Source organism: Actinocorallia herbida, assembly GCF_003751225.1.
Lineage (GTDB): Bacteria > Actinomycetota > Actinomycetes > Streptosporangiales > Streptosporangiaceae > Actinocorallia > Actinocorallia herbida.
Window position 1 is genome coordinate 8,771,995 of record NZ_RJKE01000001.1, and the last position, 25,883, is coordinate 8,797,877.

At 69.8% G+C, this 25,883-nt stretch carries 22 protein-coding genes and 1 tRNA gene; 9 read left to right on the plus strand and 14 right to left on the minus strand.

Annotated elements, in window-relative coordinates:
• Positions 1 to 411: 411 nt before the first annotated feature.
• On the minus strand, positions 412 to 2,142 hold the full coding sequence (locus EDD29_RS39860) for an alpha/beta hydrolase (RefSeq protein ID WP_123669338.1): 1,731 nt from the start codon (positions 2,140 to 2,142) through the stop codon (positions 412 to 414).
• A gap of 483 nt (positions 2,143 to 2,625) precedes the next feature.
• Here EDD29_RS39860 and EDD29_RS39865 point away from each other — a divergent pair, with 483 nt between their 5' ends.
• Positions 2,626 to 2,862, plus strand: coding sequence for a WXG100 family type VII secretion target (locus tag EDD29_RS39865; protein ID WP_246053247.1), 237 nt, complete (start codon positions 2,626 to 2,628; stop codon positions 2,860 to 2,862).
• 60 nt (positions 2,863 to 2,922) lie between these two features.
• Here EDD29_RS39865 and folE read toward each other — a convergent pair whose 3' ends face one another.
• The 6 genes from folE to dacB all read right to left on the minus strand — a co-directional run bounded on the left by folE (position 2,923) and on the right by dacB (position 9,955).
• Entirely contained in the window at positions 2,923 to 3,507 is a 585-nt protein-coding gene (gene folE / locus EDD29_RS39870) for a GTP cyclohydrolase I FolE (RefSeq protein WP_123670980.1), read from the minus strand.
• A 23-nt stretch (positions 3,508 to 3,530) separates the two neighbouring features.
• Positions 3,531 to 5,495 (minus strand): ATP-dependent zinc metalloprotease FtsH, encoded by a 1,965-nt coding sequence (gene ftsH, locus EDD29_RS39875; RefSeq protein ID WP_123669340.1) that lies wholly within the window; start codon positions 5,493 to 5,495, stop codon positions 3,531 to 3,533.
• Positions 5,496 to 5,646: 151 nt separating this feature from the next.
• Entirely contained in the window at positions 5,647 to 6,201 is a 555-nt protein-coding gene (hpt, locus tag EDD29_RS39880; RefSeq protein WP_123669341.1) for a hypoxanthine phosphoribosyltransferase, read from the minus strand.
• A complete protein-coding gene (tilS, locus tag EDD29_RS39885) occupies positions 6,125 to 7,210 on the minus strand; it encodes a tRNA lysidine(34) synthetase TilS (RefSeq protein ID WP_123670981.1) in 1,086 nt (361 codons plus the stop codon). Before tilS ends, hpt begins: the two co-directional genes overlap by 77 nt.
• Positions 7,211 to 7,311: 101 nt before the next feature.
• Positions 7,312 to 8,427, minus strand: coding sequence for a zinc-dependent metalloprotease (locus EDD29_RS39890; protein ID WP_123670982.1), 1,116 nt, complete (start codon positions 8,425 to 8,427; stop codon positions 7,312 to 7,314).
• Positions 8,428 to 8,599: 172 nt separating this feature from the next.
• Positions 8,600 to 9,955 (minus strand): D-alanyl-D-alanine carboxypeptidase/D-alanyl-D-alanine endopeptidase, encoded by a 1,356-nt coding sequence (gene dacB / locus EDD29_RS39895; protein ID WP_123669342.1) that lies wholly within the window; start codon positions 9,953 to 9,955, stop codon positions 8,600 to 8,602.
• 118 nt (positions 9,956 to 10,073) lie between these two features.
• Here dacB and EDD29_RS39900 point away from each other — a divergent pair, with 118 nt between their 5' ends.
• Positions 10,074 to 10,562, plus strand: coding sequence for an inorganic diphosphatase (locus tag EDD29_RS39900; protein WP_123669343.1), 489 nt, complete (start codon positions 10,074 to 10,076; stop codon positions 10,560 to 10,562).
• A 33-nt stretch (positions 10,563 to 10,595) separates the two neighbouring features.
• Here the strand turns inward: EDD29_RS39900 and EDD29_RS39905 are convergent, their stop codons facing one another.
• The 3 genes from EDD29_RS39905 to EDD29_RS39915 all read right to left on the minus strand — a co-directional run bounded on the left by EDD29_RS39905 (position 10,596) and on the right by EDD29_RS39915 (position 14,618).
• Positions 10,596 to 11,771 carry an NlpC/P60 family protein gene (locus EDD29_RS39905; RefSeq protein WP_123669344.1) on the minus strand — a complete coding sequence of 392 codons (1,176 nt, stop codon included), beginning with the start codon at positions 11,769 to 11,771 and terminating at the stop codon, positions 10,596 to 10,598.
• Between the two features lie 245 nt (positions 11,772 to 12,016).
• On the minus strand, positions 12,017 to 13,735 hold the full coding sequence (locus EDD29_RS39910; RefSeq protein WP_123669345.1) for a zf-HC2 domain-containing protein: 1,719 nt from the start codon (positions 13,733 to 13,735) through the stop codon (positions 12,017 to 12,019).
• A gap of 157 nt (positions 13,736 to 13,892) precedes the next feature.
• The gene (locus EDD29_RS39915; RefSeq protein WP_148086248.1) at positions 13,893 to 14,618 is read right to left on the minus strand and encodes a nuclease-related domain-containing protein; all 726 of its coding nucleotides are present in this window, start codon (positions 14,616 to 14,618) and stop codon (positions 13,893 to 13,895) included.
• Between the two features lie 142 nt (positions 14,619 to 14,760).
• Between EDD29_RS39915 and EDD29_RS39920 the strand changes: the two genes are divergently transcribed.
• From EDD29_RS39920 to EDD29_RS46015, 3 genes are all read left to right on the plus strand, one after another.
• The gene (locus EDD29_RS39920; RefSeq protein WP_123669347.1) at positions 14,761 to 15,417 is read left to right on the plus strand and encodes a helix-turn-helix domain-containing protein; all 657 of its coding nucleotides are present in this window, start codon (positions 14,761 to 14,763) and stop codon (positions 15,415 to 15,417) included.
• 47 nt (positions 15,418 to 15,464) lie between these two features.
• Positions 15,465 to 17,846 carry a VIT domain-containing protein gene (locus EDD29_RS39925; protein WP_123669348.1) on the plus strand — a complete coding sequence of 794 codons (2,382 nt, stop codon included), beginning with the start codon at positions 15,465 to 15,467 and terminating at the stop codon, positions 17,844 to 17,846.
• A gap of 627 nt (positions 17,847 to 18,473) precedes the next feature.
• Positions 18,474 to 18,824 (plus strand): TSCPD domain-containing protein, encoded by a 351-nt coding sequence (locus EDD29_RS46015; protein ID WP_483902886.1) that lies wholly within the window; start codon positions 18,474 to 18,476, stop codon positions 18,822 to 18,824.
• A 359-nt stretch (positions 18,825 to 19,183) separates the two neighbouring features.
• Here the strand turns inward: EDD29_RS46015 and galE are convergent, their stop codons facing one another.
• Both galE and EDD29_RS39940 read right to left on the minus strand, forming a co-directional pair.
• Positions 19,184 to 20,137 carry a UDP-glucose 4-epimerase GalE gene (gene galE / locus EDD29_RS39935; RefSeq protein WP_123669350.1) on the minus strand — a complete coding sequence of 318 codons (954 nt, stop codon included), beginning with the start codon at positions 20,135 to 20,137 and terminating at the stop codon, positions 19,184 to 19,186.
• 290 nt (positions 20,138 to 20,427) lie between these two features.
• Entirely contained in the window at positions 20,428 to 21,681 is a 1,254-nt protein-coding gene (locus EDD29_RS39940) for an aspartate aminotransferase type Ic (protein WP_123669351.1), read from the minus strand.
• 123 nt (positions 21,682 to 21,804) lie between these two features.
• Here EDD29_RS39940 and EDD29_RS39945 point away from each other — a divergent pair, with 123 nt between their 5' ends.
• The 4 genes from EDD29_RS39945 to EDD29_RS39960 all read left to right on the plus strand — a co-directional run bounded on the left by EDD29_RS39945 (position 21,805) and on the right by EDD29_RS39960 (position 24,833).
• The gene (locus EDD29_RS39945) at positions 21,805 to 22,269 is read left to right on the plus strand and encodes a low molecular weight protein-tyrosine-phosphatase (RefSeq protein ID WP_123669352.1); all 465 of its coding nucleotides are present in this window, start codon (positions 21,805 to 21,807) and stop codon (positions 22,267 to 22,269) included.
• Positions 22,266 to 23,051: a fructosamine kinase family protein gene (locus EDD29_RS39950; protein WP_246053248.1), complete on the plus strand. Its 786-nt coding sequence runs from the start codon at positions 22,266 to 22,268 to the stop codon at positions 23,049 to 23,051. The genes EDD29_RS39945 and EDD29_RS39950 overlap by 4 nt, the downstream gene beginning before the upstream one ends.
• A gap of 95 nt (positions 23,052 to 23,146) precedes the next feature.
• Positions 23,147 to 24,688, plus strand: a complete 1,542-nt coding sequence (locus EDD29_RS39955) for an alpha/beta hydrolase (protein ID WP_123670984.1) — start codon at positions 23,147 to 23,149, stop codon at positions 24,686 to 24,688.
• Between the two features lie 68 nt (positions 24,689 to 24,756).
• A tRNA-Thr gene (locus EDD29_RS39960) sits at positions 24,757 to 24,833 on the plus strand.
• 166 nt (positions 24,834 to 24,999) lie between these two features.
• On the opposite strand, the gene EDD29_RS39965 is transcribed toward EDD29_RS39960, so the two are convergent.
• Positions 25,000 to 25,434 (minus strand): spore-associated protein A, encoded by a 435-nt coding sequence (locus EDD29_RS39965; RefSeq protein WP_123669353.1) that lies wholly within the window; start codon positions 25,432 to 25,434, stop codon positions 25,000 to 25,002.
• A gap of 20 nt (positions 25,435 to 25,454) precedes the next feature.
• Positions 25,455 to 25,865 (minus strand): spore-associated protein A, encoded by a 411-nt coding sequence (locus tag EDD29_RS39970; RefSeq protein ID WP_123669354.1) that lies wholly within the window; start codon positions 25,863 to 25,865, stop codon positions 25,455 to 25,457.
• Between the last annotated feature and the right edge of the window lie 18 nt (positions 25,866 to 25,883).

Here is a 25,883-nt window from a genome sequence, read left to right on the forward strand (position 1 = left end):
TCATCACTAATCGACACGACCCTCCAACCCGCAGAAATAAGCCGACCGCGCACACTACTTAGAGAACCTCGCACCGACCTCCCTGGTGCCAAATTCAGATAGGTGTCAACCACCTCGCGGTACGGCGAATAGCTAGGAGCCCAAGACCGTGCGTCACTATGCGCGGATGGCACTTGGCGCAACTTCCCAAACCCACATGGCTCTGGCACCACCACGAAGTCAGATTTCGACCTAGCATCTACAATAAATCCTTGCATTTCGTACACATATTGAGATACCATCGCTGCCACGGTTTCCGGGTTACCGAAGGGCAGTGAATCATCCACCAATTGGACCTCGCGAAAAGTACAGGATGCCATGAGCATTGGGGCAAATAGTACGATATTTGCGGTACGCACCAAAGTTTTCTTCCTAACGATAGAACATGGGCCTCTTCGCCAACCCTGGATCATCGTCGACACCCTGTGTCTCATGACCACCCATTATGACCTTCGCCTGATTATCCAGACTTAGCGAGTCTGATTTCCAATAATCGCTGTGGCCTTGAGTGTCTGTCGACATCAGATTTCCGCCGAACCCACCGTCTGATGGGACCTGAGGAAGCGTCGGAACTCCTCTTACAGCTGGAGCACCGTGAACGAGACGGCCCAACGCAGGAACCGGGTCGCCATCTGCCGCCTGAACCCATACATGATGTTCGCCCACATCAAGATCCTTAGCCTGTCCAACGTGCATACCTGGGCTTCCAGCTGCAATTACTTCATCTGCGTGCAACCGTCCCCGTATTGCACTTTCACCAATAACTACCGAGCCGTAGCTATGCCCAATCACGGTGACATGTTTCCGCCTGCCAGGATCAATGCCATCAAGAAACGCCAAGAACTTCGGCGCCCCCTCATCAGCATACTTATCTACGGCCGCATCTTTCATGATCGAGTCTGGCGCATCATACCCAAGCCATATAATGGTAGATACTGAGCCAGATCCGTACTTTTCACTCCTGCGGTGCAGGTTGGCGGCACGGTCTATATCACCACCAATACCATCCAATTGCGAGGTGGTTCCTGGGACGTAGACGGCAACGTTCTCTGCCGAATCTGGGTTGCCAATTGATAGCACAAGTTTACCGTCCGGCCCTTGGGCAGGATCGTAAGCCCATTCTGGAATGTTTCGGGTAATCCAGGTCGCTCCCTCTTTGACATCCCATGGACCCGATGTTGTCGAGTCAATTCCCAAGACACTGACTATTTTTCCACCTCTCTCAAGGCGGTTTATATGGCCGACCAGGGTGCGGAGGCGGGTTAGGTCTCTATGTTCGAAAGGGGTCAGGGAAGTGGGTGGGAGGGATTCTAGGTGGGTTAGGCGGGATTTCAGGGTTTGGCGGTTGGCTTTGTCTCGGGTGGGGGCGGGGAGGCCGTCGGTCCAGCCGATGGTGGAGGGGAAGGCGCGGGTGTAGAGGGATTGTTGGCGGGGGGTGAGGGATTTCCACCAGGTGGCGGCGGCGGACGGGTCGGCGCGGGGGATGTCCATGGGGTGGAGGCCCTGTTCGAGCAGGGTCGTGTAGAGGGCGCGGTCGCGGGTCATGAGCGCCTTCATGAGGGTGTCGGCGGTCCGGGTCCAGGCGGCGCGGGAGGGGTCGGAGGTCAGGAGGAGGTCGCGGCGGCGGTGCAGGTCGGGGAGTTCGGTGAGCAGGTCGGCCCCGGCCCTGCTGATCCGCTGGGCGGCGCCGGTGGGGGCGCCGAGGGCCGCGAGGTGCCGGGAGATCTCCTGGCCGGCCTCGATCCACGCCTCTCCGGCGCGTTTGAGGGCGGCACAGAGCGCGTTGATGCCGTCGGGGTCCCCTTGGGCGGTGCCGGCCGCCCAGGAAGGCGCTCCGGCGGGCCCGGAAAGTTCGGGTACGCGGACCCGAACGGGCGGCGTGAGGGAGCGGCCCGCCTCGTCGGCGCGGTACGCGGCGTCCGCCACGGCCTTGCGGACGGCACGGTGCCGGTCGGCGAGCCGCTGGTGCACGGCGCCGCCCGCGGGGCCGACGAGCACGTCGGCGGCGAGCATCCGGTAGCAGCCCGAGGCCGCCGAGCAGGCCGCCGAGCCCGCGGCGGCGATCGCGTTCCCCGCCCCCCGCACCTGGTCCCCCGTGAACACCCGGTCTCCCGCCGCTCAGCACCCCGACGGCCGTGACCCCCGCACCCCGTAGCGCGGCACCCGACGGCCCCATCCTTCGCGCCCCGTCTCGCAGCGCGACCCCGACCGCCGCATCTTCCGCGCTCCGTCGGCGCACCGCCGCCGCCTTGACGCAATCCGCGCCACCCGCCGACCGATCCCGGACCGGCGCACGACCATCCGCCGACCTTCGACGACCGTCGCGCCATTCCACATCATGGGGATTTCAGGCAGTCGGCCGTGGATTGCGCGGCATGCCGTGAACGAAGGGAGAAGTCGCGCTTACCCTTTGGGGAAAATGCCCAATGGGCCGGAATCGCTCCGGGACAGCGGTGACTTTTCCCCGCAAGTAGCCGAACGGGCGGCGGGAATCTCGGAATGCCCCTAGGGTCTTTCCCAATCGGTCTTCCACGGAAAGGACTGTCGTCAATGGGCGCGGATAGGCGCGGCGGAAATCTGGGGCAGATGGAGGAGCTGTCGCGGCTCTTCTCCAGACACTCCACGAACCTGGACAGCCTGATCAAGGATCTGAACGGCAGGACCGTCGGATCCAGTGAGATCTGGTGGGGTCCGGGCGCCGACCGTTTCCGCGCCGCGTGGGCGGAGGCCAAATCCGCATTCGACAGAATGGCGGTCGCCCTGGAGGAAGGCGCGGGCGACATCCGCCGTTCTCAGGCGAACATCGAGGCGGCTACCCGCTGAAAGACCGTACGCGGCGTCTTCGTGGAGGAGTCCCCCTGCTCCACGAAGACGCCCGCGGCATCAAGAACGGCCGAGAATGAGGCTCATCGCCTCGGCGCGCGTCTCCGCGGAATTACGGAAGTCCCCACGGACCGCGGAAGTGATGGTCTTGGCTCCGGGCTTGCGTACTCCGCGCATCGTCATGCAGAGGTGTTCCGCCTCGACCACGACGATGACGCCCCGGGGCTGGAGGTGCTCCATCAGCGCGTCCGCCACCTGGCTGGTCAACCGCTCCTGCACCTGCGGGCGCCGCGCATATACGTCGACCAGACGGGCCAGTTTCGACAGGCCCGTGATCTGCCCCTTCTCCCCCGGGGTGTAACCGACGTGCGCGACGCCGTGGAAGGGAACGAGGTGGTGCTCACAGGTCGAGTACAGCTCGATGTCCTTGACCAGCACCATCTCATCGTGGTCGGCCTCGAATGACGTCGTCAGTGCGTCTTCGGGTCCCATGGCCAGGCCGGCGAAGTGCTCGGCATAGGCCCGGGCCACCCTCGCGGGGGTGGCCCGGAGTCCGTCACGGTCGGGGTCTTCACCGATCGCGTAGAGGATCTCGCGTACGGCCTTTTCGATCCGCGCGTGATCGAAACCCGGGGCAGCAGTCATAACGGACACTCTACGCGGTGACGCTAGGCGTCCGATTCCCCGGATGGCAGTTCGACGACCTTCGTGTCCTTCGACCCGTTGAGCGACAGCTCCTTGGGGGTCATGACCGGCGGACGGTCGGACGGCAGTCGCTTTCCGTAACCGGTGTAGGAGTTCTGGTGCGGGCGCTTGCTAATGGGCGCGAAGACCGAGAGGACCTGGTCCTTGCTCAGGGTCTCCTTCTCCATCAGCTCGAGCACCAGGTGGTCCAGGACGTCCCGGTATTCGGTGAGGATCTCCCATGCGACGTCGTGGGCGCCCTCGATGAGGCGGCGCACCTCGTCGTCGATCGCGGAGGCGATGTCCTCGGAGTAGTCCCGCTCGTGGCCCATGTCCCGGCCGAGGAAGACCTCGCCCTGGCCGGTGCCGAACTTGCGGGCGCCCAGGCGCTCGCTCATGCCGTACTCGGTGACCATGTTCCGCGCGATCGAGGTGGCCTTCTCGATGTCGTTCGACGCGCCCGTGGTGGGCTCGTGGAACACCAGCTCCTCGGCGGTGCGACCGCCCAGCAGCATGGCCAGCTGGTCGTTCATCTCCGAGCGGGTGGTGAGGAACTTGTCCTCCATCGGGAGGGTCATGGTGTAGCCGAGGGCGCGGCCGCGCGGCAGGATCGTCACCTTGTGCACGGGGTCGGCGTTGGGCAGCGCGTGCGCCACCAGCGCATGACCGCCCTCGTGGTAGGCGATGATCTTCTTCTCCGCGTCGGACATGACGCGGGTCTTGCGCTCTGGTCCGGCCATGACGCGGTCGATGGACTCTTCCAGCGTCGCCATGTCGATCAGCTTCTGGTCGAAGCGGGCGGTGAGCAGGGCCGCCTCGTTGATGACGTTGGCGAGGTCCGCGCCCGTGAAGCCCGGCGTGCGCCGCGCGATGACGTCGAGATCGACGTCCGGGGCGAACGGCTTGCCGCGGCCGTGGACGCGCAGGATGCCCTTGCGGCCCTCGAGGTCGGGGCGGTCGACCGTCACCTGACGGTCGAACCGGCCCGGACGCAGCAGCGCCGGGTCGAGGATGTCGGGACGGTTGGTGGCGGCGATGAGGATGACGCCGCCCTTGGCGTCGAAGCCGTCCATCTCGACGAGCAGCTGGTTGAGGGTCTGCTCGCGCTCGTCGTGGCCACCGCCGAGGCCCGCACCACGGTGCCGGCCGACGGCGTCGATCTCGTCGATGAAGATGATGGACGGGGCGTTGGCCTTGGCCTGCTCGAACAGGTCGCGCACGCGGGACGCGCCGACACCGACGAACATCTCGACGAAGTCCGAGCCGGAGATCGAGTAGAACGGCACGCCCGCCTCACCGGCGACGGCGCGCGCGAGCAGCGTCTTGCCGGTTCCGGGAGGACCGAAGAGCAGGACGCCCTTGGGGATCTTCGCGCCGATGGCCTGGAACTTGGCGGGGTTCTGGAGGAAGTCCCGGATCTCCTGGAGTTCCTCGATCGCCTCGTCCGCGCCGGCCACGTCGGCGAAGGTGGTCTTCGGGGTGTCCTTGGTGATGAGCTTCGCCTTGGACTTGCCGAAGTTCATCACCCGAGAGCCGCCGCCCTGCATCTGGTTCATGATGAACAGGAAGATCAGCACGATGATGATCAGCGGCAGCAGGCTGAACAGGAAGCTGAGCAGCAGGCTCTGCTTCGGCACCTCGACCTGGTACGACTGGGTCTTGCCCGCGTCGACCTGCTCCTGCAGCTGCATCTGCAGCCGCGAGCCCTGGCCGCCCACCCAACTGGCCTGCTGGTGTTTGCCGTCGGTGGTGGTGATCTGGATGTTCTGGTCCTTGTCGATGATCTTCGCCGACTTGACCTGACCCTTTTCGATCGCGCTGACGACCGTCGACGTGTCGACCTTCTCGTAGGTCTGACCGGGGCTCATGCCCCAGACCACGAGAGCGGCGAGCAGACCGAAGAGAAGGACCCACAGCAGTGGTCCGCGGAAGTATCGCTTCACGTCCATATGTGCGGCACCCCCGGACGGGGCCCGTCCCTCCTGACCAACGTCTGCGGAAAGCTAGCTACTGAAGGTACACCGGACGATGCAGGACATGCAGCCAGCGATCTCCCCAGCGTCTTGCCAACGATCGGGTGGACCGAGACGTTCCCCGCGATCAACTCCCGTACACGTGTGGGGCGAGTGTCCCCACAAAAGGGAGATTCCTATACTTCTCGGCATAATCCAGCCCATATCCCACAACAAACTCATTGGGGATATCGAACCCAACGTACCTGACGTCCAGTTCGGCCTTGACCGCATCCGGCTTGCGCAGGATCGTGCAGACCTCCAGGCTCGCCGGCTGCCTGGTCCGCAGATTGTCGATCAGCCACGACAGCGTCAGCCCGGAATCGACGATGTCCTCGACGATCAGGACGTGACGACCGGAGATATCGGTGTCGAGGTCCTTCAGGATGCGCACCACGCCTGACGACTTGGTGCCCGATCCGTAGGAGGAGACGGCCATGAAGTCCACCGAGACGTGCGAGTGCAGTGCCCGAGCGAGGTCGGCCATCACCATCACGGCGCCCTTGAGCACGGCCACGAGCAGGAGATCCTGGCCCGCGTAGTCCTCGTCGATCTGGGCGGCGAGCTCACGGATCTTCGCCTGGAGCACGTCCTCCGGGATCAGCACCTTGGCCAGGTCGTTGCCCAGGTCCTTCTCTTCCACCCGCTCGCCTTCTTCCTTCGCGGCCCTGGCCCGCCGCTTCGGCCGGGCCCAATTGCAGCTTGCCATACCTCCGGATCGCCCGGAGACCACCGGGAAGGTCGGCGCCGCGCTGCCCGTGCCACGCCGTGACCAGCCGATCCATCGCCGTGACGTGGACGGCTCCCAGCGCGCCCGCCGGAGACCCCGCCTCCACCGCGGCTCTGCGGAGAACCCTTCCCCGGACAGCGGATGGCAGACCCTCCAAGACCGGAACGTCGAAGGTGTGGCCGACGACACGCGCCTCCTCCAGCGCCCGGTCCGCCCAGCCGTCGAGCGCGTCGGCGTCGGCCCGCAGCAGATCGGCGGTGCGCGCCAGCGCTTCGGGCACGCCCGGACCGAGCACCTCGGCCATCGCCGGCAGCAGCGAGGTGCGCACCCTGGACCGCGCGTACGCCGGATCGGTGTTGTGCGGGTCGTCCCAGGGCGTCAGGCCCTCGGCGAGGCAGGCCCGGCGCACCTCGGCCCTGTCGAGGCCCAGCAGCGGTCTCCGGTACAGCCCGCTGCGCGCGGGCATCCCCGCGAGCGAGCGCGCCCCCGACCCACGGGCGAGGCCCAGAAGGACGGTCTCGGCCTGATCGTCCAGGGTGTGCCCGACGAGGACGGCCGGTGCCCCCAGCTCCGCTGCGGCCTTCTCCAGCGCCGCGTACCGCGCCTCACGCGCCGCGGCCTCTGGGCCGCCCCCGCCCGTGACGTCGACCGCGACCGAGCCCGCCGGATCGAGCCCGAGCCCCCACATCGTGCGCACCACCCCGACGGCGCGCGTGTCCGACCCCTCCTGGAGCCCGTGGTCGACCGTGACGCCCCCGGCGCGCAGCCCGGCCCGCGGCGCCTCGAACGCCAGCGCCGCGGCCAGTGCGAGCGAATCGGCGCCGCCGCTGCACGCGACGAGGACGAGCGAGCCCGGCCCGAGACCGGCGAGCTCCGCCCGTACCGCGGCGCGCACCCGTGCGACCGCAGGATCAGGCCCCACCTTCACCCTCCCCCGAACTCTCCCGCGCCGCCCGCGCGACGCGACCGGCCCCAGCGTGCCATGCGGCACGGACAATTCCGGGGCCAGGCCGGGAGAGCGGGTCAGGACTCGGTGCCGTTGGGCTTCTCCAGCTCCAGAACCTCGCCCGGCAGGGACGGCCGGACGACGCGGGTGATCCACGCCTGCGGATCGGCGATCTCGGCGATCGTCGGCAGGGTCTCCGGCGAGTCCCAGACCCGGTTGAAGCCGGCCATGCCGACTTCGGCGTGCACCCGCCGAACAAAGCGGGAGCCTTCGGCGTACTGCTTCATCTTGATCTCGATGCCGAGCAGCCTGCGGATGGTCTTGTCCAGCTTCGATCCGCCGCCGCGCCTGCCGTTGAACTTGCTGCGGATCTGCTCGACGGTCGGGACCACGCCGGGGCCCACCGCGTCCATCACGAAGTCGCCGTGGCCCTCGACCAGGGTCATCACCGCGGTGAGCCGGTCGAGGATCACGCGCTGCTCCGGGCTCTGGATCGCGTCGATCAGGGTGGACTCGCCGCCGCGCACCGCGTCCGCGACCGCCTCGGCGGCGTCCTTGATCCGGTCGAGGAGCTCGCTCGGGCCGATGTCGGAGGCCAGGAGGAACCGGGTCATCTGGTCCTGGACGTACCCGCGCAGCCAGGGCACGCCGGTGAACTGCGCGCGGTGGGTCTCCTCGTGCAGGCATACCCACAGGCGGAAGTCGCGGGTGTCGACGCCGAGTTCACGCTCGGTCTGCACGATGTTCGGCGCGACGAGCGTCAGGCGGCCCGTGGAGGCGCGGCCGGAAGGGTCGGGCGGAAGGAACAGCTCGTATTGGCCGAGGACCCTACTGGCCATGTAGGCGAGGATCGCGCCCATCTGCATGCCGGTGACGCGCGCCCCGACGAGGTCGACCGCGATGCCCACTGGGCCGGTCGCCGTCTTGCGCTGGGACAGCTTGTCGACGAGCGGTTCGAGCACCACCCGGAATCCGTCGACGTTCGCCTTGATCCACCCCGGCCGGTCGACGATCGTCGCCGGCTGCGGATCGGGCAGGACGTTCATGCCGGTGAACTCGCGGACGTGCTCCTGCGCCACCGCGGACAGCTCCCGCAGCTCGCGGACCACGTCTTTGGCCTCTTCCGCGGAGACCTGCGGCCCCGGACGCACCAGGCGGGCCCCGGTCTGGACCGCCGTCCCCCAGTCGATCATCCCGCCCACGCCCGCTCCCTCCGCCGGGACCGGAACCCCGGATAGGACTCACTCGCGTTCTTGCTCCACCGTATGCGACCAACGCCCGGCACCCCACAGACGTTCCCCTGCGGGCCCGCCCGCAACCGGTCCGCAGGGCCCGTCCGGGCAGGTCACGGCGGATCCGGGCGGCTCAGCAGGCGCAGGTGACGACGGTGTCGGCCAGCGTGTCGAGCGCCGTGCGGGCCGCGGTGAGATCGGCCGCGTCGTTGGCCATGAAGGCGAAGGACATGAGGCGACCTGTGGAGTCGTAGGCGATCCCGGCGAGGGTCGCGACCCCGTTGAGCGTCCCGGTCTTGGCCCGGACGAGTCCTGCGCTCGGCAGGCCGAGGAAGCGTTCGCTCAGGGTGCCGCTGAAGCCGCTGACGGGCATCCCGGTAAGGACGGTGCTCAGCTCCGGGTGCTCCCCCGACGCGGCGAGGGACACGATGCGGGCGAGGGCGAGAGGCGTGATCCGGTTGAGCGGGGAAAGGCCGCTGCCGTCCACGACGGCGACCCCTTCGCCCATCCCGAGCGACTGGAGGACGGCCCGCACAGCCTGCGCGCCGCCTTCGAACGAGGCGGGCAGCTTCTTCTTGAGCGCCACCTGGCGGGCCATCGCCTCGGCCACCTCGTTGTCGCTGCACTGCATGAGGTGCTCGACGAGTTCGGCGACCGGCGGCGAATCGACGGACGCGACCTCCTTGCCTCCCTGCCCGGAAGCGGGCCGCCCGACGGAGGCGGTGACACCGAAACGGCCGAGCTGACGGGCGAAGGCCTGCGTGGCCGCTTTCGGCCCGTTTTCCGACGGTGTGACGGTTCCCTCACACGGGTTCGGTGTGCTGCGCCCGTTGTCGACCATGAGGGCGTTGATGGGCGCGACGCTGCCTTCGGTGACGTAGGTCGGCTTCCACCCGGGGCCCATCGCCGAACCCTCGTAGAGCGAGGAGTCGTAATCCACGGTGATCCGCGTTACTCCCTCGGCCTTGAGCGTCTCCGCCGTCTCACGTGCGAGATCGACCACAGACGCGGGCTGGGGATAGACCGCGGTCTTCTCCTTCGAGGACAAGGTCGGGTCCCCGCCTCCGACCAGGACCAGACGGCCCCCCTTGCGCACCGCCGTCGTGGTCAGCGTGGCCGACGGGCCCAGGGCGGCGAGCGCCGCGGTGGAGGTGACGATCTTCGTGGTGGACGCCGGAACCGCGGCCTTCGCCGACCCCGCGTCGAACAGAGTTTTTCCCGTCTCGGAGTCCAGCACGACCCCGCTGATCTTGCCTTCGGTGTTCAGCGCGGAGAGCCGCGAGGCGAGTGCCGCTCCGGGAATCTTCCCGGCACCGGTAACCTGCTCAGTCTTACCGGGATCCATGACCCGCCGTTCGGCCACCGCGGCCGGTTGCGGAGACAGATCCCGTTCTGGTGTGATTTTCAGCACACCAGCGCTCGCACCCACCGCGAAGACCTGAAGCAGGAAGAGCGTGACCACGGCCACCGGCCGGTCAATGGTCACCATGTCGTGCCTCTCCCTCGTCCAGGCCTGCTACGTGAGTGCGAGATCCTTGTATACACACAACACCCCATGAGCCACGCATCAACGCGGCAGCTTCGGACCATGGCGACGGAGGAAAACAGTGGAATTCGACGTGACCATCGAGATTCCCAAGGGCTCTCGCAACAAGTACGAAGTGGACCACGAGACGGGCCGGATCCGGCTCGACCGCCTGCTGTTCACCTCCACGCAGTACCCCACGGACTACGGCTTCGTCGAGGGCACCCTCGGCGAGGACGGCGACCCGCTCGACGCCCTTGTCCTGCTCCAGGAGTCGACCTTCCCCGGCTGCCTCATCCTCTGCCGCACCGTCGGCATGTTCCGGATGACCGACGAGGCGGGCGGCGACGACAAGCTGCTCTGCGTCCCGGCGACCGACCCGCGCTTCTCGCACGTCCGGGACATCACCGACGTGGCGGAGTTCGACCGGCTGGAGATCCAGCACTTCTTCGAGGTCTACAAGGACCTGGAGCCCGGCAAGTCCGTCGAGGGCGCCAACTGGGTCGGCCGCGTCGAGGCCGAGGAGGAGATCGTCCGCTCCCGCAAGCGCGCTGAGGAGCACGGCCACTGATCCGGCCACCGAGGCACCGCCGCCGGCGCGCGCTCATCCGGGCCTGACGGCACCGATGAACCCGTTGCGCCACATGGACGAGATGCGCACCTTGGCCCCCGTATAGGGCGCCTCGACCATCCGGCCATCGCCGATAAAGATCCCGACATGGTGAATCGTGTCGGGATCTTTGGTGTTCTTGGCGAAGAAGACCAGGTCGCCGGGGCGGAGCATGCTCGTCGGCACCCTCGGTCCGGCCGCCCATTGGCTGCCCGTCCAGTGGTCGAGCCCGATGCCCGCCTTGGCCCACGCGTACAGGGCCAGGCCCGAGCAGTCGAACCCGCGGATCTTGGCACCGTGGGCGATGCCCTTGGACGGCCCCTTGGCGGTCCCGCCTCCCCAGGAGTACGGGGTACCGATCCATTTCAGGGCCTCGCGTACGACCGTTCGTCCGCGTCCCGCCCCGCGCGCGCTTAGTCCGTCCTCTTCTTCGAAGTGCCGCACCGCGTCCCGGTCGAGCCGCCGCGCCGTCCGGACGCGCAGCGCCGCGGTCCTGCGTTCGGCGAGCCGCTCGGCCCGGGACCGCACGTGGTCGAGCCTGCGGACCAGGTGCTTTCGCACCGCGCCGACGCGTACGGCCGCGGCCTCCTGCGCGCCGATGGCGGCGATCGCATCGCGTCGCGTACGCGCCACCAAGGCGACCGCTTCGCTCTGCAGTGCGTCGGCCTTCCTCGCTGCGGCGCGGAGCAGGTGGGACACCTTGCGCGCGGCCTTCACCCGGCGGCGCAGACCGTCCTGCTGCGCGGACACCATCTGGAGCATCCCCGCCCGCTCCAGCATGCCCCGCGCCCCTCCGGTGCCGCTGATCACCATCGCCAGCCGGCCGGCCGAGGCGGCCGAGGAGGTGTAGGCGCCCGCCGCGTACCCGGAGTACTCCTTGCGCGCCGCCCGGTAGGCGGTGTCGGCCCTGCGAGCGCGGGCGCGGGCGTCCTTGGCAGCGGTCCGCGCCCGCGCCAGGAGCACGCGCTCGCCGTTGTGCCGCTCCATGGCCCACTGCGCCTCGGCCCCGAGCCGGATCAACTCGGCGTCGGCCTCGGCGATGCGGGCCTTGATCCGGCCCGTCGCCAAGGCCGACGCGCGCGCCTCCATGAGGTTCTGCACCGAGTCGTCCGCGGAGGGGCGCTCCACGGCCAGGACCGGGGTCGCACCGGCGAGCAGCGCTCCCGTCACGACCAGGACGAGACTTCGAGACGACCGCGGCACACTCCACCTCCACGCCGGACACGCCACCGCGGGGCGGCGCTACGAACACGTCCTGTGGACATCCGTCACACGGTCACCCCCTACCCCGCGCCCGTCGGCCGCCACTCCCGCCTTGTCGCCTTCTTTTCGGCCCGCTGACCAGGGCCGACCGACGATTCCGCACTATGTGCCGACATCTCGGTCGGCCCCTCGCGGGCCGGAGACCGGTGGCCTCAGCCGACGCCGAAGGAAAGGCTCGTCGGCGCCGTCCACGACCCGAACTTCCCGCCCTTGTCTCCGTCGTCGTCCTTGTCCCCGTGGTCGTCGGCCTCCTCCGGCGGACAGTCCGACGGCGACACCTCGGGAGCGGGCCCGCCCGCCGGGGATCCGTCCCCATCGGGTGGCACGACGGCCGTCGGCGCGGGAGAGGCCGTCGGCTCGATCGGCAAAGGCACCTGCGGAAGGGGGCCCTCAGGAGACGGCACGGACGGAGTGAGCGAAGGGCTCTGCGCCGTGGTCGCGGCGTCCCAGGTGACCTTCACGGTGACCCCGCCGAAGCGGATGACGCCCTTGCCCGCCTTGGCCGAGCGGAGCACCTTCACCTTGACGGTGGCCCTCTCGTCCTTGGTGAGTTCGCCGGACGGCTCCGACAGCTTGATCGGGCCCTTCACCTTCGCCCGCCAGACGAGGTCGTCGTCGGCCTCCAGCTTCAACTCGCCGTCCGAGCCGGACCCTATGTGCAGGCGCAGGGGCCAGACCTTGAGGCGGCCCGGACCACCCGGCTCCGGGGCGACGCCCCCCTGCCCGACGCTCTGGGGCGTCGGCACGGGCGGCACCGCCTGCGGTGTGGCGATCGGCTCGGGAGTGGCCGATCCGTACGCCCCGGCGGGGAACGTCGCGCTGAGCAGGCCGTGGCGCGGCACCGGAGGACGCGGCCTGTCGTCGACCGTCTCCGACGGTGTGGGACGCGACGTGGGTGAACCGCCGGAGGCGATCGTGCGCACCTCGTGCCTCGGGTCGCCCACCATCCACCCCACGAACGTCGTCCCCGCGACGAGACCTCCCGACAGGACGCCCACGACGAGCACCTTGCGCCACCATCCGCGCCGGGAAGGCTCCTCCTCGACGGGCTCGGGCGCGGCGCACCCGGGGAAGCCGAGGGCGTTGAAATCGGTGCTGCGGGTGGCCACGAACAGGCGGTAGCCGACGAGATCCGGGTCGGTGAAACAGCCCATCACCTTGGCGCGCAGCGAGGCGGGCGGAGCCGCGCACGGCACCATCGCGAAGATCTTGGTCGGCGAGATGGCGTCGGTCGGCCGGTGACCCGCGCACTCCGGGCATGCCTTCACGTGGGCCAGCAGGTTCGCCCGCACGTTGGCGTCGAGCTCACCCGCCACCCGCGCCGCCAGGAGGTCTGCGCGGCCGGAGCAGCCCACGGGGCCGAGCCGGGAGAGGATCTCCACGGTCAGCGCCCGCCGCAGGTCGCCCTTGGCGTCGGCGAGCACCTCCAGCGTCTGGCGCTCCGGCTGGTCGAGGACCAGCGCGACATGGGAGGCGGGAAGCCTGTGTCTGGCCTCCAGCTCCAACGCCTCGCGAGGCAGCGGGTCGAGCGCCTGGACCGCTCGCCACGCGAGCATCTTCTGGTCCGTGTCCGGCTGGTCGGGGTCACCGACCGGGGGATCGGGCTGCGGCTCCGCCGCCTCGGGGCGGCGTGCGCATTCGGCGCGCGCTAGGGCGAACAGCCAGGGCAGGAACGCCCCGCTGTCCTGCAGACGGTCGGCGTGGGCCTCGGCGACGATGAAGGTATCCCGCAGAGCCACCTGCGCGGCTTCGGCGTCGGCAAGCCGGAACCAGCAGTACGCGTACAGGCGGGCGGCGTACGCGTCGTAGACCGAGGCGAGCGCACCGGGGTCGCGTGCGCGCAGCGCCTCGACGAGCAGGCGGTCATCCATGGAGGAAAAATAAAGGCAGCGCCATGTTTCCCTCCACCGAATCCATGGAATTGCTCAGCCATTCCCCTGCAACACTTCGGAAATACGCGGCATACATCTCGATCTTCGCAATGCGTTTTATCCAGAGCGCTCCCACTCTGGCGCTTCGCCGGGATGATCAGAATTCCAGTCGCATGGGCGGAAAAAGGCGTTCTGCCGCCGCGGTGATCGTCGCGACCTGCGCCGACGTGAAGATGACGGGGTGCGACCGCACGAATTCCGGAATCTCCCTTCCACGGTGGAAGACGACCCCCTCGTGCTCAAAACCCTCAGGTTCCACCTTTCCCGACTGAACGGCGACGAGCGGCATCACGTCGAACTCGTCGTCCAGGTCCTCGGCGAGAAGGCGGCCGACGAGTTCGGCCGCGCGGGCCGCGGTGGCCTCGATTCCGCTCACGGACTCCTCGCCGGCCCACACCCGGCCCTCGTCCACCCACACGCGGACTCCGCGCCGGACGCGCCGCGTGACGATCGCGTAGACGCCGGTCAGCCCGATCACCAGATGGTCGAGATTCGTCGACGGCAGGTCCGGGACCGTCCGGTCGTGCAGGACGCTGTAGCCGCGCCCGAGCCCGCCGAGTTCGCGGCCCGTCCGCCGCTCGGCGCGCGCGCCGCGCCGCCACTCGGCCTCGGGCCCCGGCACCAGATATCCGGCACCGTAGTGCAGCGCCGCCACGCCGGCGCCTGAGCACGCGCCAATGCGCCAGTCCAGGAACCCCGCGGTCATGACGCCCGCCGCCCCGCCCAACGCGGCGCCGACGGCGAGGCGTTCGACGCGCGAGGAAAGCGCCCGGTACCGCGCCCAAGCCGACGCCCCGGCGACCCCCACTTCACTCCGGCCCACCCTGCTCACCCCCGGGGCAAGAGTCGTGCCAGGTGGGGCCGCATTCAAGGACTTCACGGCCGCGGGCAGGTGTCGTCTTGCCAGACCGTGACAAGGCGGACACGGGTTGACACTGCAATGATGACAGTGTCATGATTGCAGCATGGACGAGTGGACGATCACCCAGCTCGCATCGCGGGCGGCCGAGGAACTGGCCGACCTCGATGTGAACGGCCGCGTCCAGGATGTGCCGAACGCGCGGCTCATCCGCTGGTACACCACCCTCGGCCTGCTCGACCCGCCGCTGCGCCATGGCCGCACCGCGCGCTACACGCGGCGGCACCTGCTCCAGCTCATCGCGGTCAAGCGCCGCCAGGCCGCCGGGCGCAGTCTCGCCGAAATCCAGGCAGAGCTCCTCCAGGCGCCCGATCAGCGGCTCAGCGCGATCACCGGCCCGGTCCCCGACATCGCCTGGAGCGGGTCCTCTCCCAGGCCGGAGCGTCCCGAGCCAGGTCCGTCCGCGCGCCGCTTCTGGGCCGCGCCACCCACCACCGAGACCTCCGCGGCCCAAGGCGCGCAACCCTCGCCCGTGGAAGCCGAGACAGCTGGAGGGCAGGGCGCGCAGCCTTCGCCCGTGGAGTTCGAGAACGCGGCCTTTCAGGGGATCCGGCTCGCGCCCGGCGCGATGCTGCTCCTCGAAGGCGGTCCGCTCTCTGCGGACCAGGTGAGCGCGCTGCACGGCGCGGCCGCCCCGCTGCTGGCCGAGCTGGCCCGGCTCGGCCTGCTGCCACCCGAGGGGGTGGACACCGCCCCCGCGTGATCCCGATTCCGACGTCCGAACGAACGCCAGCGCGAAGGCAGGTTGCAGTGACAGTGCAGACAGAAGCCACGGGAGAACACCCCGCCGCCGGTTCCGGCGTCGGCACGCTCCAGACCTCCGAGGGGGGCCTCCCCCTCGCCTCACTCGCCATCCACACCGACATCACCGGGCTGGCCGCCGCCGTCGAGGTGGTGCAGGAGTTCCGCAACTCCTTCACGGTCCCGCTCGCGGCCACCTACGTCTTCCCCCTACCGGACCGAGCCGCGGTGACCGGCCTGGTCATGCAGGCCGACGGGAGAGTCGTCCGGGCCGAACTGCGCGAGCGCGGTGAGGCCCGGCAGGTCTACGAGGAGGCGATCGCGAGCGGGCGGCGCGCCTCCCTCGCCGAGGAGGACAGGCCCGATGTGTTCTCCATGAGCGTCGGCAACATCCTGCCCGGCGAGCGCGTCACCATCCGGCTGTCGCTGAGCCAGCCACTGCCCTACGAGGACGGCACAGCGGTCTTCCGGTTCCCCCTCGTCGTCGCGCCCCGCTACATCCCCGGCAGCCCCCTGCCCGGACCCGACGCGGGGCTCGGCGTGCAGCCCGACACCGCGGCCGTGCCCGACGCGTCCCGCATCAGCCCGCCGATCCTGCTGCCCGGCTTCCCCGATCCCGTCACGCTCTCCCTCACCGCGCGCATCGACCCCGCCGGGCTCCCCCTCGGCCCCCTCGACTGCACGCACCCGCTCGCCCAGGACCCCTCGGGCCTGGTCACCCTCGGGCACGGCCAGCGGCTCGACCGCGACTTCGTCCTGCGGCTGCCGTACGGCGACCGGGCGCCGGAGCCGTCGGCGGAACCCGTGGCGGACCCGGTCCCCGGACTCACCGAGTCCCTGCTGTTCACCCCCGATGCCGAAGGCGACGAGGGCACCTTCACGCTGACCCTGCTGCCGGCCGTCGAGTCCGACCCCCGGCCCAAGGACGTCGTCCTCGTCCTGGACAGATCCGGCAGCATGCACGGCTGGAAGATGGTGGCCGCGCGCCGGGCGGCCGCCCGCATCATCGACAGCCTGCACGGCCGGGATCGCTTCGCGGTCTTCTCCTTCGACCACGCGGTGGAGACCCCGGCCGGTCTGCCGCAGGGCCTCGCCGACGCCACCGACCGGCACCGGTTCCGCGCGGTCGAGCACCTGGCGAAGATCGAGGCGCGCGGCGCCACCGAGATGCTGCGGCCGCTGCGCGACGCCCTCGCGCTGCTCGGCGCACCCGGCCGGGACCGGGTCCTGGTACTGGTCACCGACGGCCAAGTGGGCAACGAGGACCAGATCCTCGCCGCGCTGCCGCCCGCCGAACTCGACGGCATCCGGGTGCACACCGTCGGCATCGACCGCGCGGTCAACGCGGGCTTCCTCGGCAGACTCGCCGCCTACGGCCAGGGCCGCTGCGAACTCGTCGAGTCCGAGGACAGGCTGGACACGGCGATGGAGCAGATCCACCACCGGATCGCCGCTCCGATCCTCACCGGTCTGACCCTGCGCGCGGGCGAAGGGCTGGAGATCCTCCCTGAGACCGTCTCCCCGGCCCGTCCCGCGTCGGTCTTCCCGGGGGTCCCGCTGGTGCTCTCCGGACGCTACCGGGGCTCGGGATCGTCCCTGAGCGCCCTGGCGACGGGCCCGTCGTGGGAGCGCACCTTCGAGGCGGTCACGGTCGCCTCCTCCCCGGCGACGGCGCTGTGGGCACGGGCGCACCTGCGCGACCTGGAGGACGGCTACGCCAGCGATCCCAGCCCTGAGCGGGAGTCCCGGCTGGTGGCCACCTCGCTGCGCCACGGGGTGCTGTGCCGCTTCACCGCCTACGTCGCCGTGGACTCCCGCGTCGTCACCGACGGCGCCGACCCGCACCAGGTGATCCAGCCGGTGGAGCTGCCGCAGGGCTGGGAGACGCTCAGCCTTCCGACACCCCCGCCGATGCAGGTCGCCATGCCCGCCCCCATGGCGGCCGCTCCCCGCAGCCGCTCCGCCGTCTCGTTCGACGCGGCCCCGCCCGCGCCCGGAGGGTACGGAGCACCTCCGCCCGCCCCTGCCGCCCCAGGTGGCGCCAGGCCTCTGCCCAAGCAAGGCGCACGTCCCTCGCCCCGCCCCGGAGGAGCCGCCCCACGCCGTTCGGCCGCCCCACCCGTGCCCGACCTCACCCCGCTGTTCTCCCTCGAGCTCCAGCGCCTGCGCGCCCTCTCCGCCGCCCCCGACCCCGTCCGTCTGGCCCATTTGACCGACCTCGTCACCCGCCTGGAGGCCCTGGCCGTCCCCGCCTTGGCCGATCTCCTCGCCTCCTTCCCCACCCTTCCCGACCCCCTGACCCTCTGGCCCCTCCTGGAAGAGGCCCTCACCGCCCTCACCACTCCCACCCCATCCGCCCCGACCACCCGCCGCCCTTTCTGGAAGCGCTGACCCCACCCCACCCCGCGCGGGCCACCCCACCCGCGCGGGGCCGCGACTCAGCCGCCCGTTCCCCTCCCCGACACCTCCCTGGGAGGCCGGCCCGCCCCTCATCGAGACCTGAACCCGATCACCACCGCGCCCGGTGCCCACACCGCACCCAGGCCCCACCCCGACCCAACGCCGCCCCGGCTCCGGACACGACGGGCCCGCCCACGATCGGGCCCGGCTGGCCCGGCCTACCCCATCAACCCATCGACTCGTCTCCATCAACTCGTCTTCCGGCCCATCCCACCCCCGTTTCCGCCCCCGCCCCCAGGTCCGGGGCCAGCCGGGTCCGGGCCTGGCGGGAGCCAAGCCGGTCAGCCCGGCAGGGGACACAGACCAGATCGGACGCTCAAGAGGCACACGACCCGGCGCGGCAGGCTGAGCTATCGGAGGAAGATCAGAGGATGCTCAAGCCATGCCCGACGGGATCCTGCGCGGGGATGGGCAGGGGGTCGGCTGTCGGTGGGGGTGCCGCCAGGGGGTACCGGACCGGGGCTCCGCGGGGTGGACGCTCGGAAGGGCGTCGGAGTGGGAGGGCGGGGCGGTTCGCGGTGGGGTTCTGTCAGGGGAGGGGGATAGCGTCGGCGGGTGATGATGATCGGCGGAACACCTGTGTGGGTGGAGACGGATGGGGGCAGGGAAGTTCGGATCAAGTGGGGGGAGCCGGATAGTACGGCGGCAGGTCTCGCCGAGGCACTCGGAGAGGCGGTCAGCCTGGCCGTTCGGGAGGGCGTGCCGCCCGAGCACCTGATCGAGAAGTTCCTGAACCTGCGTTTCCTCCCGCAGGGCGAGACCACCGACCCGGCGATCCCGGCGGCCACCTCGGTCGCCGACTACCTGGCACGGCACCTCGCCCAGGCCTGGCTCACCCCGGAGCAGCGTCGCAAGCTCGGTGTGCACGATCCGGACACCGTCTGGCCCGACGCCTACCGCTCGTCCTGACGGGCACCACGTCCGTCGCATCGCGTCGTCGTCCGGTCCCGCACGGGACCGGACGACGACGCGGGCCGAAGATTGCGGAAACCCCGCAGAGCGCGCCCAAAGCCGCGGACCGCATGGCACTCGTGGTCATGGACCGCACAACGCTCGGCCTTTCGGGCCGCACGGTGCTCGACCTTGGCGTACCTGCGCGCGCGACCTCATGAACCGCGCAGCGCACGACCTTGCGGGTCATTCGGCGCTCAGCGCGCGCGGGTAGTACGGGGCGCCCGACTCCTCGGGCCACCCCGTACTCGAACCGGCAGACCGCACGGCACTCGACCGTGCGGGGCCGGGTGGCGTGGGCCGGCCGAGGCGCCAGGTCAGAGCGTCGAGCGGAGGAAGGTCCAGGCGTCGGCGATGATCTCGGGGAGGGGGCGGCGGGCCTGCCAGCCGAGATCCTCGGAGATACGGGTCGCGGAGGCGACGAGGTAGGGCGGATCACCAGGGCGGCGCGGGTTCAGGTTGACGGGGATGGGCAGGCCGGTCACTTCGAGGGCGGTGTCGATGACCTCCTGAACCGACGTGCCCGTGCCGCTGCCCAGGTTGTAGATCGTGTGGATGCCCGGTCGGACCGCCCCCAACGCGAGGAGGTGGGCCTCGGCGAGGTCGGCGACATGCAGGTAGTCGCGGATCGCGGTCCCGTCGGGCGTGGGGTAGTCCGTGCCGTAGAGCTCGACGGCGGGGATCAGCCCGGCGGCGGCGCGCAGCACGTTCGGGATGAGGTGGGTCTCGGGGTCGTGGCGCTCGCCCAGTCCGGCGTAGGACCCGCCGACGTTGAAGTAGCGCAGGCTCGTCGCAGCGAGCCCGTGGGCCGTCGCCTCCCCCTGCAGCGCGAAGTCCACGGCGATCTTGGACTGTCCGTAGGGATTGATCGGCGCGGTCGGCGCGTCCTCGGTGATCGGCGCGTCCCCCACGACGCCGTACGTCGCGGCGGTCGAGGAGAACACGATGCGGCGGACCCCGTGCGCGCGCATGGCGTCCAGGAGCGCGAGCGTCCCCCCGACGTTGTTGTCCCAGTACACCTCGGGCTTGCGCACGGACTCGCCGACTTGGGACTTGGCCGCGAAGTGCATGACGGCGTCGAACCCGCCCCCGGCGAGGACGTCCCCGGCCTGCTTGATGTCCCCCTGCACGAACGCGACGCCGGGCGGCAACCCGACGGTCGATCCGGTCGTCAGATTGTCCAGCACGACCACGGTGTGGCCGGCCTCCAGGAGTTGGGCCGCGACGACCGATCCGATGTATCCGGCCCCGCCCGTGACAAGAATCTTCATGCTCCCCCAATGATCAGCGGCGGGCCCAAGCTACCGGCCCAAGGAAATCCCAAGTGGTTCACAACAGGCGCAGAGCAGGATCGTCAGTGATACGAAACACTGGAGGATCTGATGAACGCCTCGCGTCTCGCGGCGCTCCTGCTGGCTGTGACGGTGACCGCCACCGGATGCCAGGCGAAGGGGTATGCGAAGCCGATCGAGACCCCGAGCAGCACTTCCACCCAGCGATGAGGAAGGCCCGGGCGAACCCGGGCCTCCCCTGAAGACGATCTTCAGATCTGTACGATCCGTCAGAGCTGCTTCTCGTACCCGGCGACCAGAACGCAGGTCGCCAGCCCCTCGATGGCCACCTCGAGCTCGGACAGCACGGGGAAGGTCGGAGCGATCCGGATGGTCCGGTCGGCCGGGTCGTCGCCGTACGGGTGGGTCGCACCGGCCGGGGTCAGCGCGACGCCCGCCTCCTTGGCCAGCTCCACGACCCGCTGAGCGGTTCCCTCGGGGACGTCCAGGGAGACGAAGTAGCCGCCCTTGGGCTGGGTCCAGGTCGCCAGTCCGGTGCCGCCGAGCCGCTCGCTGAGGATCCGCTCGACCGCGTCGAACTTGGGCTTGACGATCTCGGCGTGCTTGCGCATGTGCTCGGCGAGGCCCTTGGAGTCCTTGAGGAACTGCACGTGCCGGAGCTGGTTGATCTTGTCGGGGCCGATGGTGCCCTTGCCGAGGAAGCCGGTGAACCACTTGACGTTCGCCGCGGACGAGCCGAAGAACGCCACGCCGGAGCCCGCGAAGGTCACCTTCGAGGTGGAGCCGAACACGAAGACGCGGTCGGGGTTGCCCGCCTCGGCGGCGGCGGCGAGGACGTCGAGGATCTCGTCGTGCTCGTCGGTGAGGTGGTGGACGGCGTAGGCGTTGTCCCAGAAGATCCGGAAGTCGGCGGCCGCGGTGGGCATGGCCGCCAGCCGACGCACGGTCTCGTCGCCATAGGAGGCGCCGGTCGGGTTGCTGTACTTGGGCACGCACCAGATGCCCTTGATGGAGGCGTCCCCGGCGACGAGCTCTTCGACGACGTCCATGTCGGGGCCCTCGTCGGTCATGGGCACCGTGACCATCTTGATCCCGTAACGCTCGGTCAGAGCGAAGTGCCGGTCATAGCCGGGGACGGGGCACAGGAAGGTGATGTCCTGGTCGATCCAGCGCCCTTCGCCGCCGGCCACGCCGTTGAAGAGCGCGTACACGAGGGTGTCGTGCATGACGGCGAGGCTGGCGTTGCCGAGGGGCAGCAGCTGCGCGGCGGGGACCTGGAGGCCCTCGGCGAAGATCTCCGCCATCTCCGGGATGCCGGTCAGGCCGCCGTAGTTGCGCAGGTCGGTGCCGTCGGCCGACTTGTAGAGTCCCTCACCGGGCAGGGTCAGCAGCTCGTTGGACAGGTCGAGCTGGGCCGGCGCGGGCTTCCCCCGGGTCAGGTCCAGCTTCAGGCCGCGGGCCTTGAAGGCCTCGTAGTCCTGGCGCGCCTTGGCGTGGAGATCCACCACATTCTGAGAAGTCACAACGGTCCCTCTGGGAGATGCCGGTCCGGGCACCTCGCAGGATATCGCCCCTGGTGGGTAGGGCCTCAGAATTACCGCCCCGAGGGGTCGGGGCCGCCGCGGCGGGGGCTGCACAATGGGGGCATGGCGTACAGGATCACCTTCGTGTGCACGGGCAACATCTGCCGGTCGCCCATGGCCGAGCACGTCGTGCGAAGGAGGCTCGCCGAGGAGGGCCTGGACGTCGAGGTCGACAGCTCGGGTACCGGCGGCTGGCATGTCGGCGATCCGGCCGACCACCGGACGGTCCGCACGCTCGCCCGGCACGGGTACACGAGCGCGCACTCCGCCCGCCAGTTCAGCCCGGCGTGGTTCGACCGCTACGACCTGATCGTGGCCTTGGACGAGGGCCATCAGCGGGAACTGCACGCGATGGCGCCGTCGGCGGAGGCCCGGGAGAAGGTCAGGCTGCTGCGCTCGTTCGATCCGCAGGCCGTCGACTTGAACGTCCCCGACCCGTACTACGGGGGCGGCGCCGACTTCGAGGAGTGCCTGGAGCTGATCGAGGCCGCCGTCCCCGGCCTCGCCGACGAGGTGCGCAAGGCGTGAGGTTCTTCGGCGTCCCGGTGGCCCGTTCGCGGGACCTGGGGCGCGGGCACGCCTGGACCCTCCACCATGTGACGTTGGAGGACGGGCGCGAGCTCTTCGTGAAGAAGGGCTACGACTTCTCTACTGAGGCGCACGGCCTGCGGTGGCTGGGGCCGCCCTCCGCGGAGGTCCTGGACGCCGAAGGCGATGTCCTCGTCTTGCCCTGGCTGCCTCCCGAGCCGCCGAGCGAGGAGGCCGCGCGACGCCTGGGACGGGACCTCGCCGCGATGCACGCGCGCGGCGCCCCGCACTTCGGCGCGGCATGGCCGGGGCACATCGCCGACCTTCCGCTGGACAACACCCCCGGCGAAGAGTGGACATCGTGGTACGCCGAGCGAAGGGTCCTGCCGTACCTGCGCATGGCGCGTGACGCGGACGCGCTGGGGCCGTCGGACGCTCGGGCGGTCGAGGACGCGCTCGGGCGTGCCCATCAGCCCGCCGAGCCGCCGTCGCGCATCCACGGCGACCTGTGGAGCGGCAATGTCCTTTACTCGGGCGGGCGCGCGCACCTGGTCGACCCGGCGGCGCACGGCGGCCACCGGGAGACCGACCTGGCGATGCTCGCGCTCTTCGGCGCGCCGCGACTCGGCGACGTGCTGGCGGCCTACACCGAGGTGGCCCCGATGGCCGACGGGTGGCGGGCCAGGGTCCCGCTGCACCAGTTGCACCCGCTGCTGGTCCATGTCGTGCTCTTCGGCGGCTCCTACCGGACCGCGCTGCTGGACGCAGCGGCCGCGATCTGACACACGACATTTCGCGCGAATACCAGCAAAGTCCAACACTTCTTCGACGGGTTATCCACAGGCTTCGAGGCGTTTTGATTTTCGGGGTGCCGAAGATGCGACGATGGGCGGGCGTCGAGCGAAGGGGGCTGGTCACAGTGGACGGCAGGGCGAAGGCAAGGGCGGCGGCGGTGACGCTCATGGCGCTGGCCGTGATCACGGCCTGCACGACCACGGACACCCCGGCACCGGCCACCCCGGCGCCGGCCGGCCCTTCGGAGGCGTTCGTTTCCGGCACGATCGCCTGGAAGGACTGTGGTGACGGCTTCCAGTGCGGCACCCTCGACGTGCCCGTCGACTACGCCGCACCCTCCGGGGAGAAGATCCCGCTCTCGCTGATCAAGCTGCCTGCCACCGGCACCAAGAAGGGTTCGCTCCTCACCAACCCCGGCGGTCCCGGCGGGTCGGGCGTCAACTTCGTCAGGATGAGCGGCCGGACGTTCGGCGAGAGCCTCCGCCGCGACTTCGACCTCATCGGGTTCGACCCGCGCGGCGTCGGGGCCAGCGAGCCGGTCCAGTGCCTCACCGACGCCCAGCTCGACACCTATCTCAAAACGGATATGTCGCCGGACTCCGACGCCGAGTTGCAGAAGCTCGAAAAGGTCTCCAAGGGCTTCGCCGAAGGCTGCGAGGAGCACTCCGCGGACCTGCTCGCCCATGTGGGCACCAAGGACGCCGCGCGCGACATGGACGCGATCCGCGCGGCAGTCGGCGACGAGAAGCTGACGTACTACGGCGCCTCCTACGGCACCTATCTGGGCGCCTGGTACGCCGAGCAGTTCCCACAGAACGTCCGCGCCCTCGTCCTCGACGGCGCGCTCGACCCGAGCCTGACCGCCGCCGAGACCAACATCCAGCAGGCCAAGGGCTTCGAGACCGCCCTGCGCGCCTTCACCGAGGACTGCGTGAAGCAGCCGGACTGCCCGCTCGGCACCGATGTGGACGCCGGGATGAAGAAGATCACCCAGCTGCTGGAGAAGGCCGACAAGCAGGCCCTGAAGAACACCTCCGACACCCGCAAGGTCGAGCAGTCGCTGGTGACCTGGGGCCTGGCCACACCGCTGTACCAGCGGGAGGCCTGGCCGATGCTGCGCATCGCGCTCGCCCAGGCGATGAAGGGCGACGGCACCTCGCTCCTGCGCTTCGCCGATCTCCTCGTCGAGCGCGAGCAGAACGGCACGTTCTCCAACCAGACCGAGAGCAACATGGCGGTCAACTGCGTCGACAAGCCCAATCCGGACGTCGCGGGCTTCCAGGCCGAGGCCGACACCGCCGCCGCCGCGGCCCCGAACTTCGGCGAGTTCATCGTCTGGAACACGCTCCCCTGCGCCTACTGGCCGGTGAAGTCCGCCGAGGAGCCACGGGCCCTGCGCGCCGCGGGCTCCGCCCCGATCCTCGTGGTCGGCACCACCCGCGACCCGGCCACGCCGTACCAGTGGGCCAAGAACCTGGCCTCCCAGCTGGAGAACGGCCACCTGCTCACCTACGACGGCGACGGCCACACCGCCTATCTCTCCGGCCCCCCGTGCATCCGCAACGCCATCGACACCTACCTCACCGCGGGCACCCTGCCACCGGAGAACACCACCTGCACCTGATCCACCCGCCCCGCCCACAAGTCGCCCGGACCCTGTAGACTGCTACCCGCACCGCCCACGGCGGCGCTGCCGCCTTAGCTCAGTCGGCCAGAGCGACGCACTCGTAATGCGTAGGTCAAGGGTTCGATTCCCTTAGGCGGCTCCAGTTCAGAAGGCCCCTCCCGATCCGGGAGGGGCCTTCTGGTGTTGTGGGGATCAGGTGGGGAGTGCGTTGGCCGTGGCCTCCCCGGGGGTGGAGGGAATCGGGTTTCGGGTGGTCGTCGGGCCCCGGCCACCGGGCCCCCGTGTCCGGGGCCGGGGGGATCGGCGGGTCAGCCGCAGTTGCCCCAGGACATGCGGCCGCCGCCGGCGCCGATGGTGTTGCTGGGGTTGGTGACCGAGCCCCAGTACATGACGCACTTGCCGGCGGCGGAGCCGTAGAGGGGGCCGGCGTACTGGACGTAGTAGCCCTGGTCGTAGTAGCTGTTGCCGTTCTGGATCATCAGCTGGGCCGAGGTGAACGAGGCGGTGCCGACGAAGGCGGACTTGACCGTCGTCACGCAGTTCTTGCCCGTGCTGCTGTTGTACGTCAGGTAGACGCGGCCCCAGGTGTCGCCGTACTGGTTCTGCACCGGCGCGGAGGCGACCACGCCGTAGCCGGAGCCGCAGTAGGCCTCGGCGTAGGCGGCGGTCGAGATCGTGACGACCCCCGCGGTGGCGGCGACGGTCATCGCACCGGCCGCCAGGGTCTTCTTGAGCACGCTCATGCTGTTCTGTCCCTTCTTGATCAGCCGCAGTTGGTGCCGCGCTTGCCGGCCTCGGTGCCGGTGATCCGGCCCATCCAGTCGACGCACTTGCCCGCGGCCGAGACATAGATCGGGCCCGCGTAGGAGGTGTAGTAGCCGCCGTCGTAGGCGGGCCAGTGGGTGCCGACGGGGCTGACGGACAGACCCGCCTCGAGGAGGACCGCGGAGCCCGCGGAGTTGCGCTTGGCGACCACGCAGTTCTTGCCCGTGGCGAAGCTGTAGGTGAGGAAGACCGTGCCCTTCGATCCGATGGCCGCGGAGTTGACGACGCTGTAGCCGGATCCGCACTCCCCGCCGTAGGTGGCGGCGGCGGCCGGGCCCGCGACGGCGAAGGTCACGGCGAGGGCGGTGACGGACAGGGCCGCGGTGGTGGCGGTCCGCTTGAAGTTCATGAGGGTGCTCCTGACGGG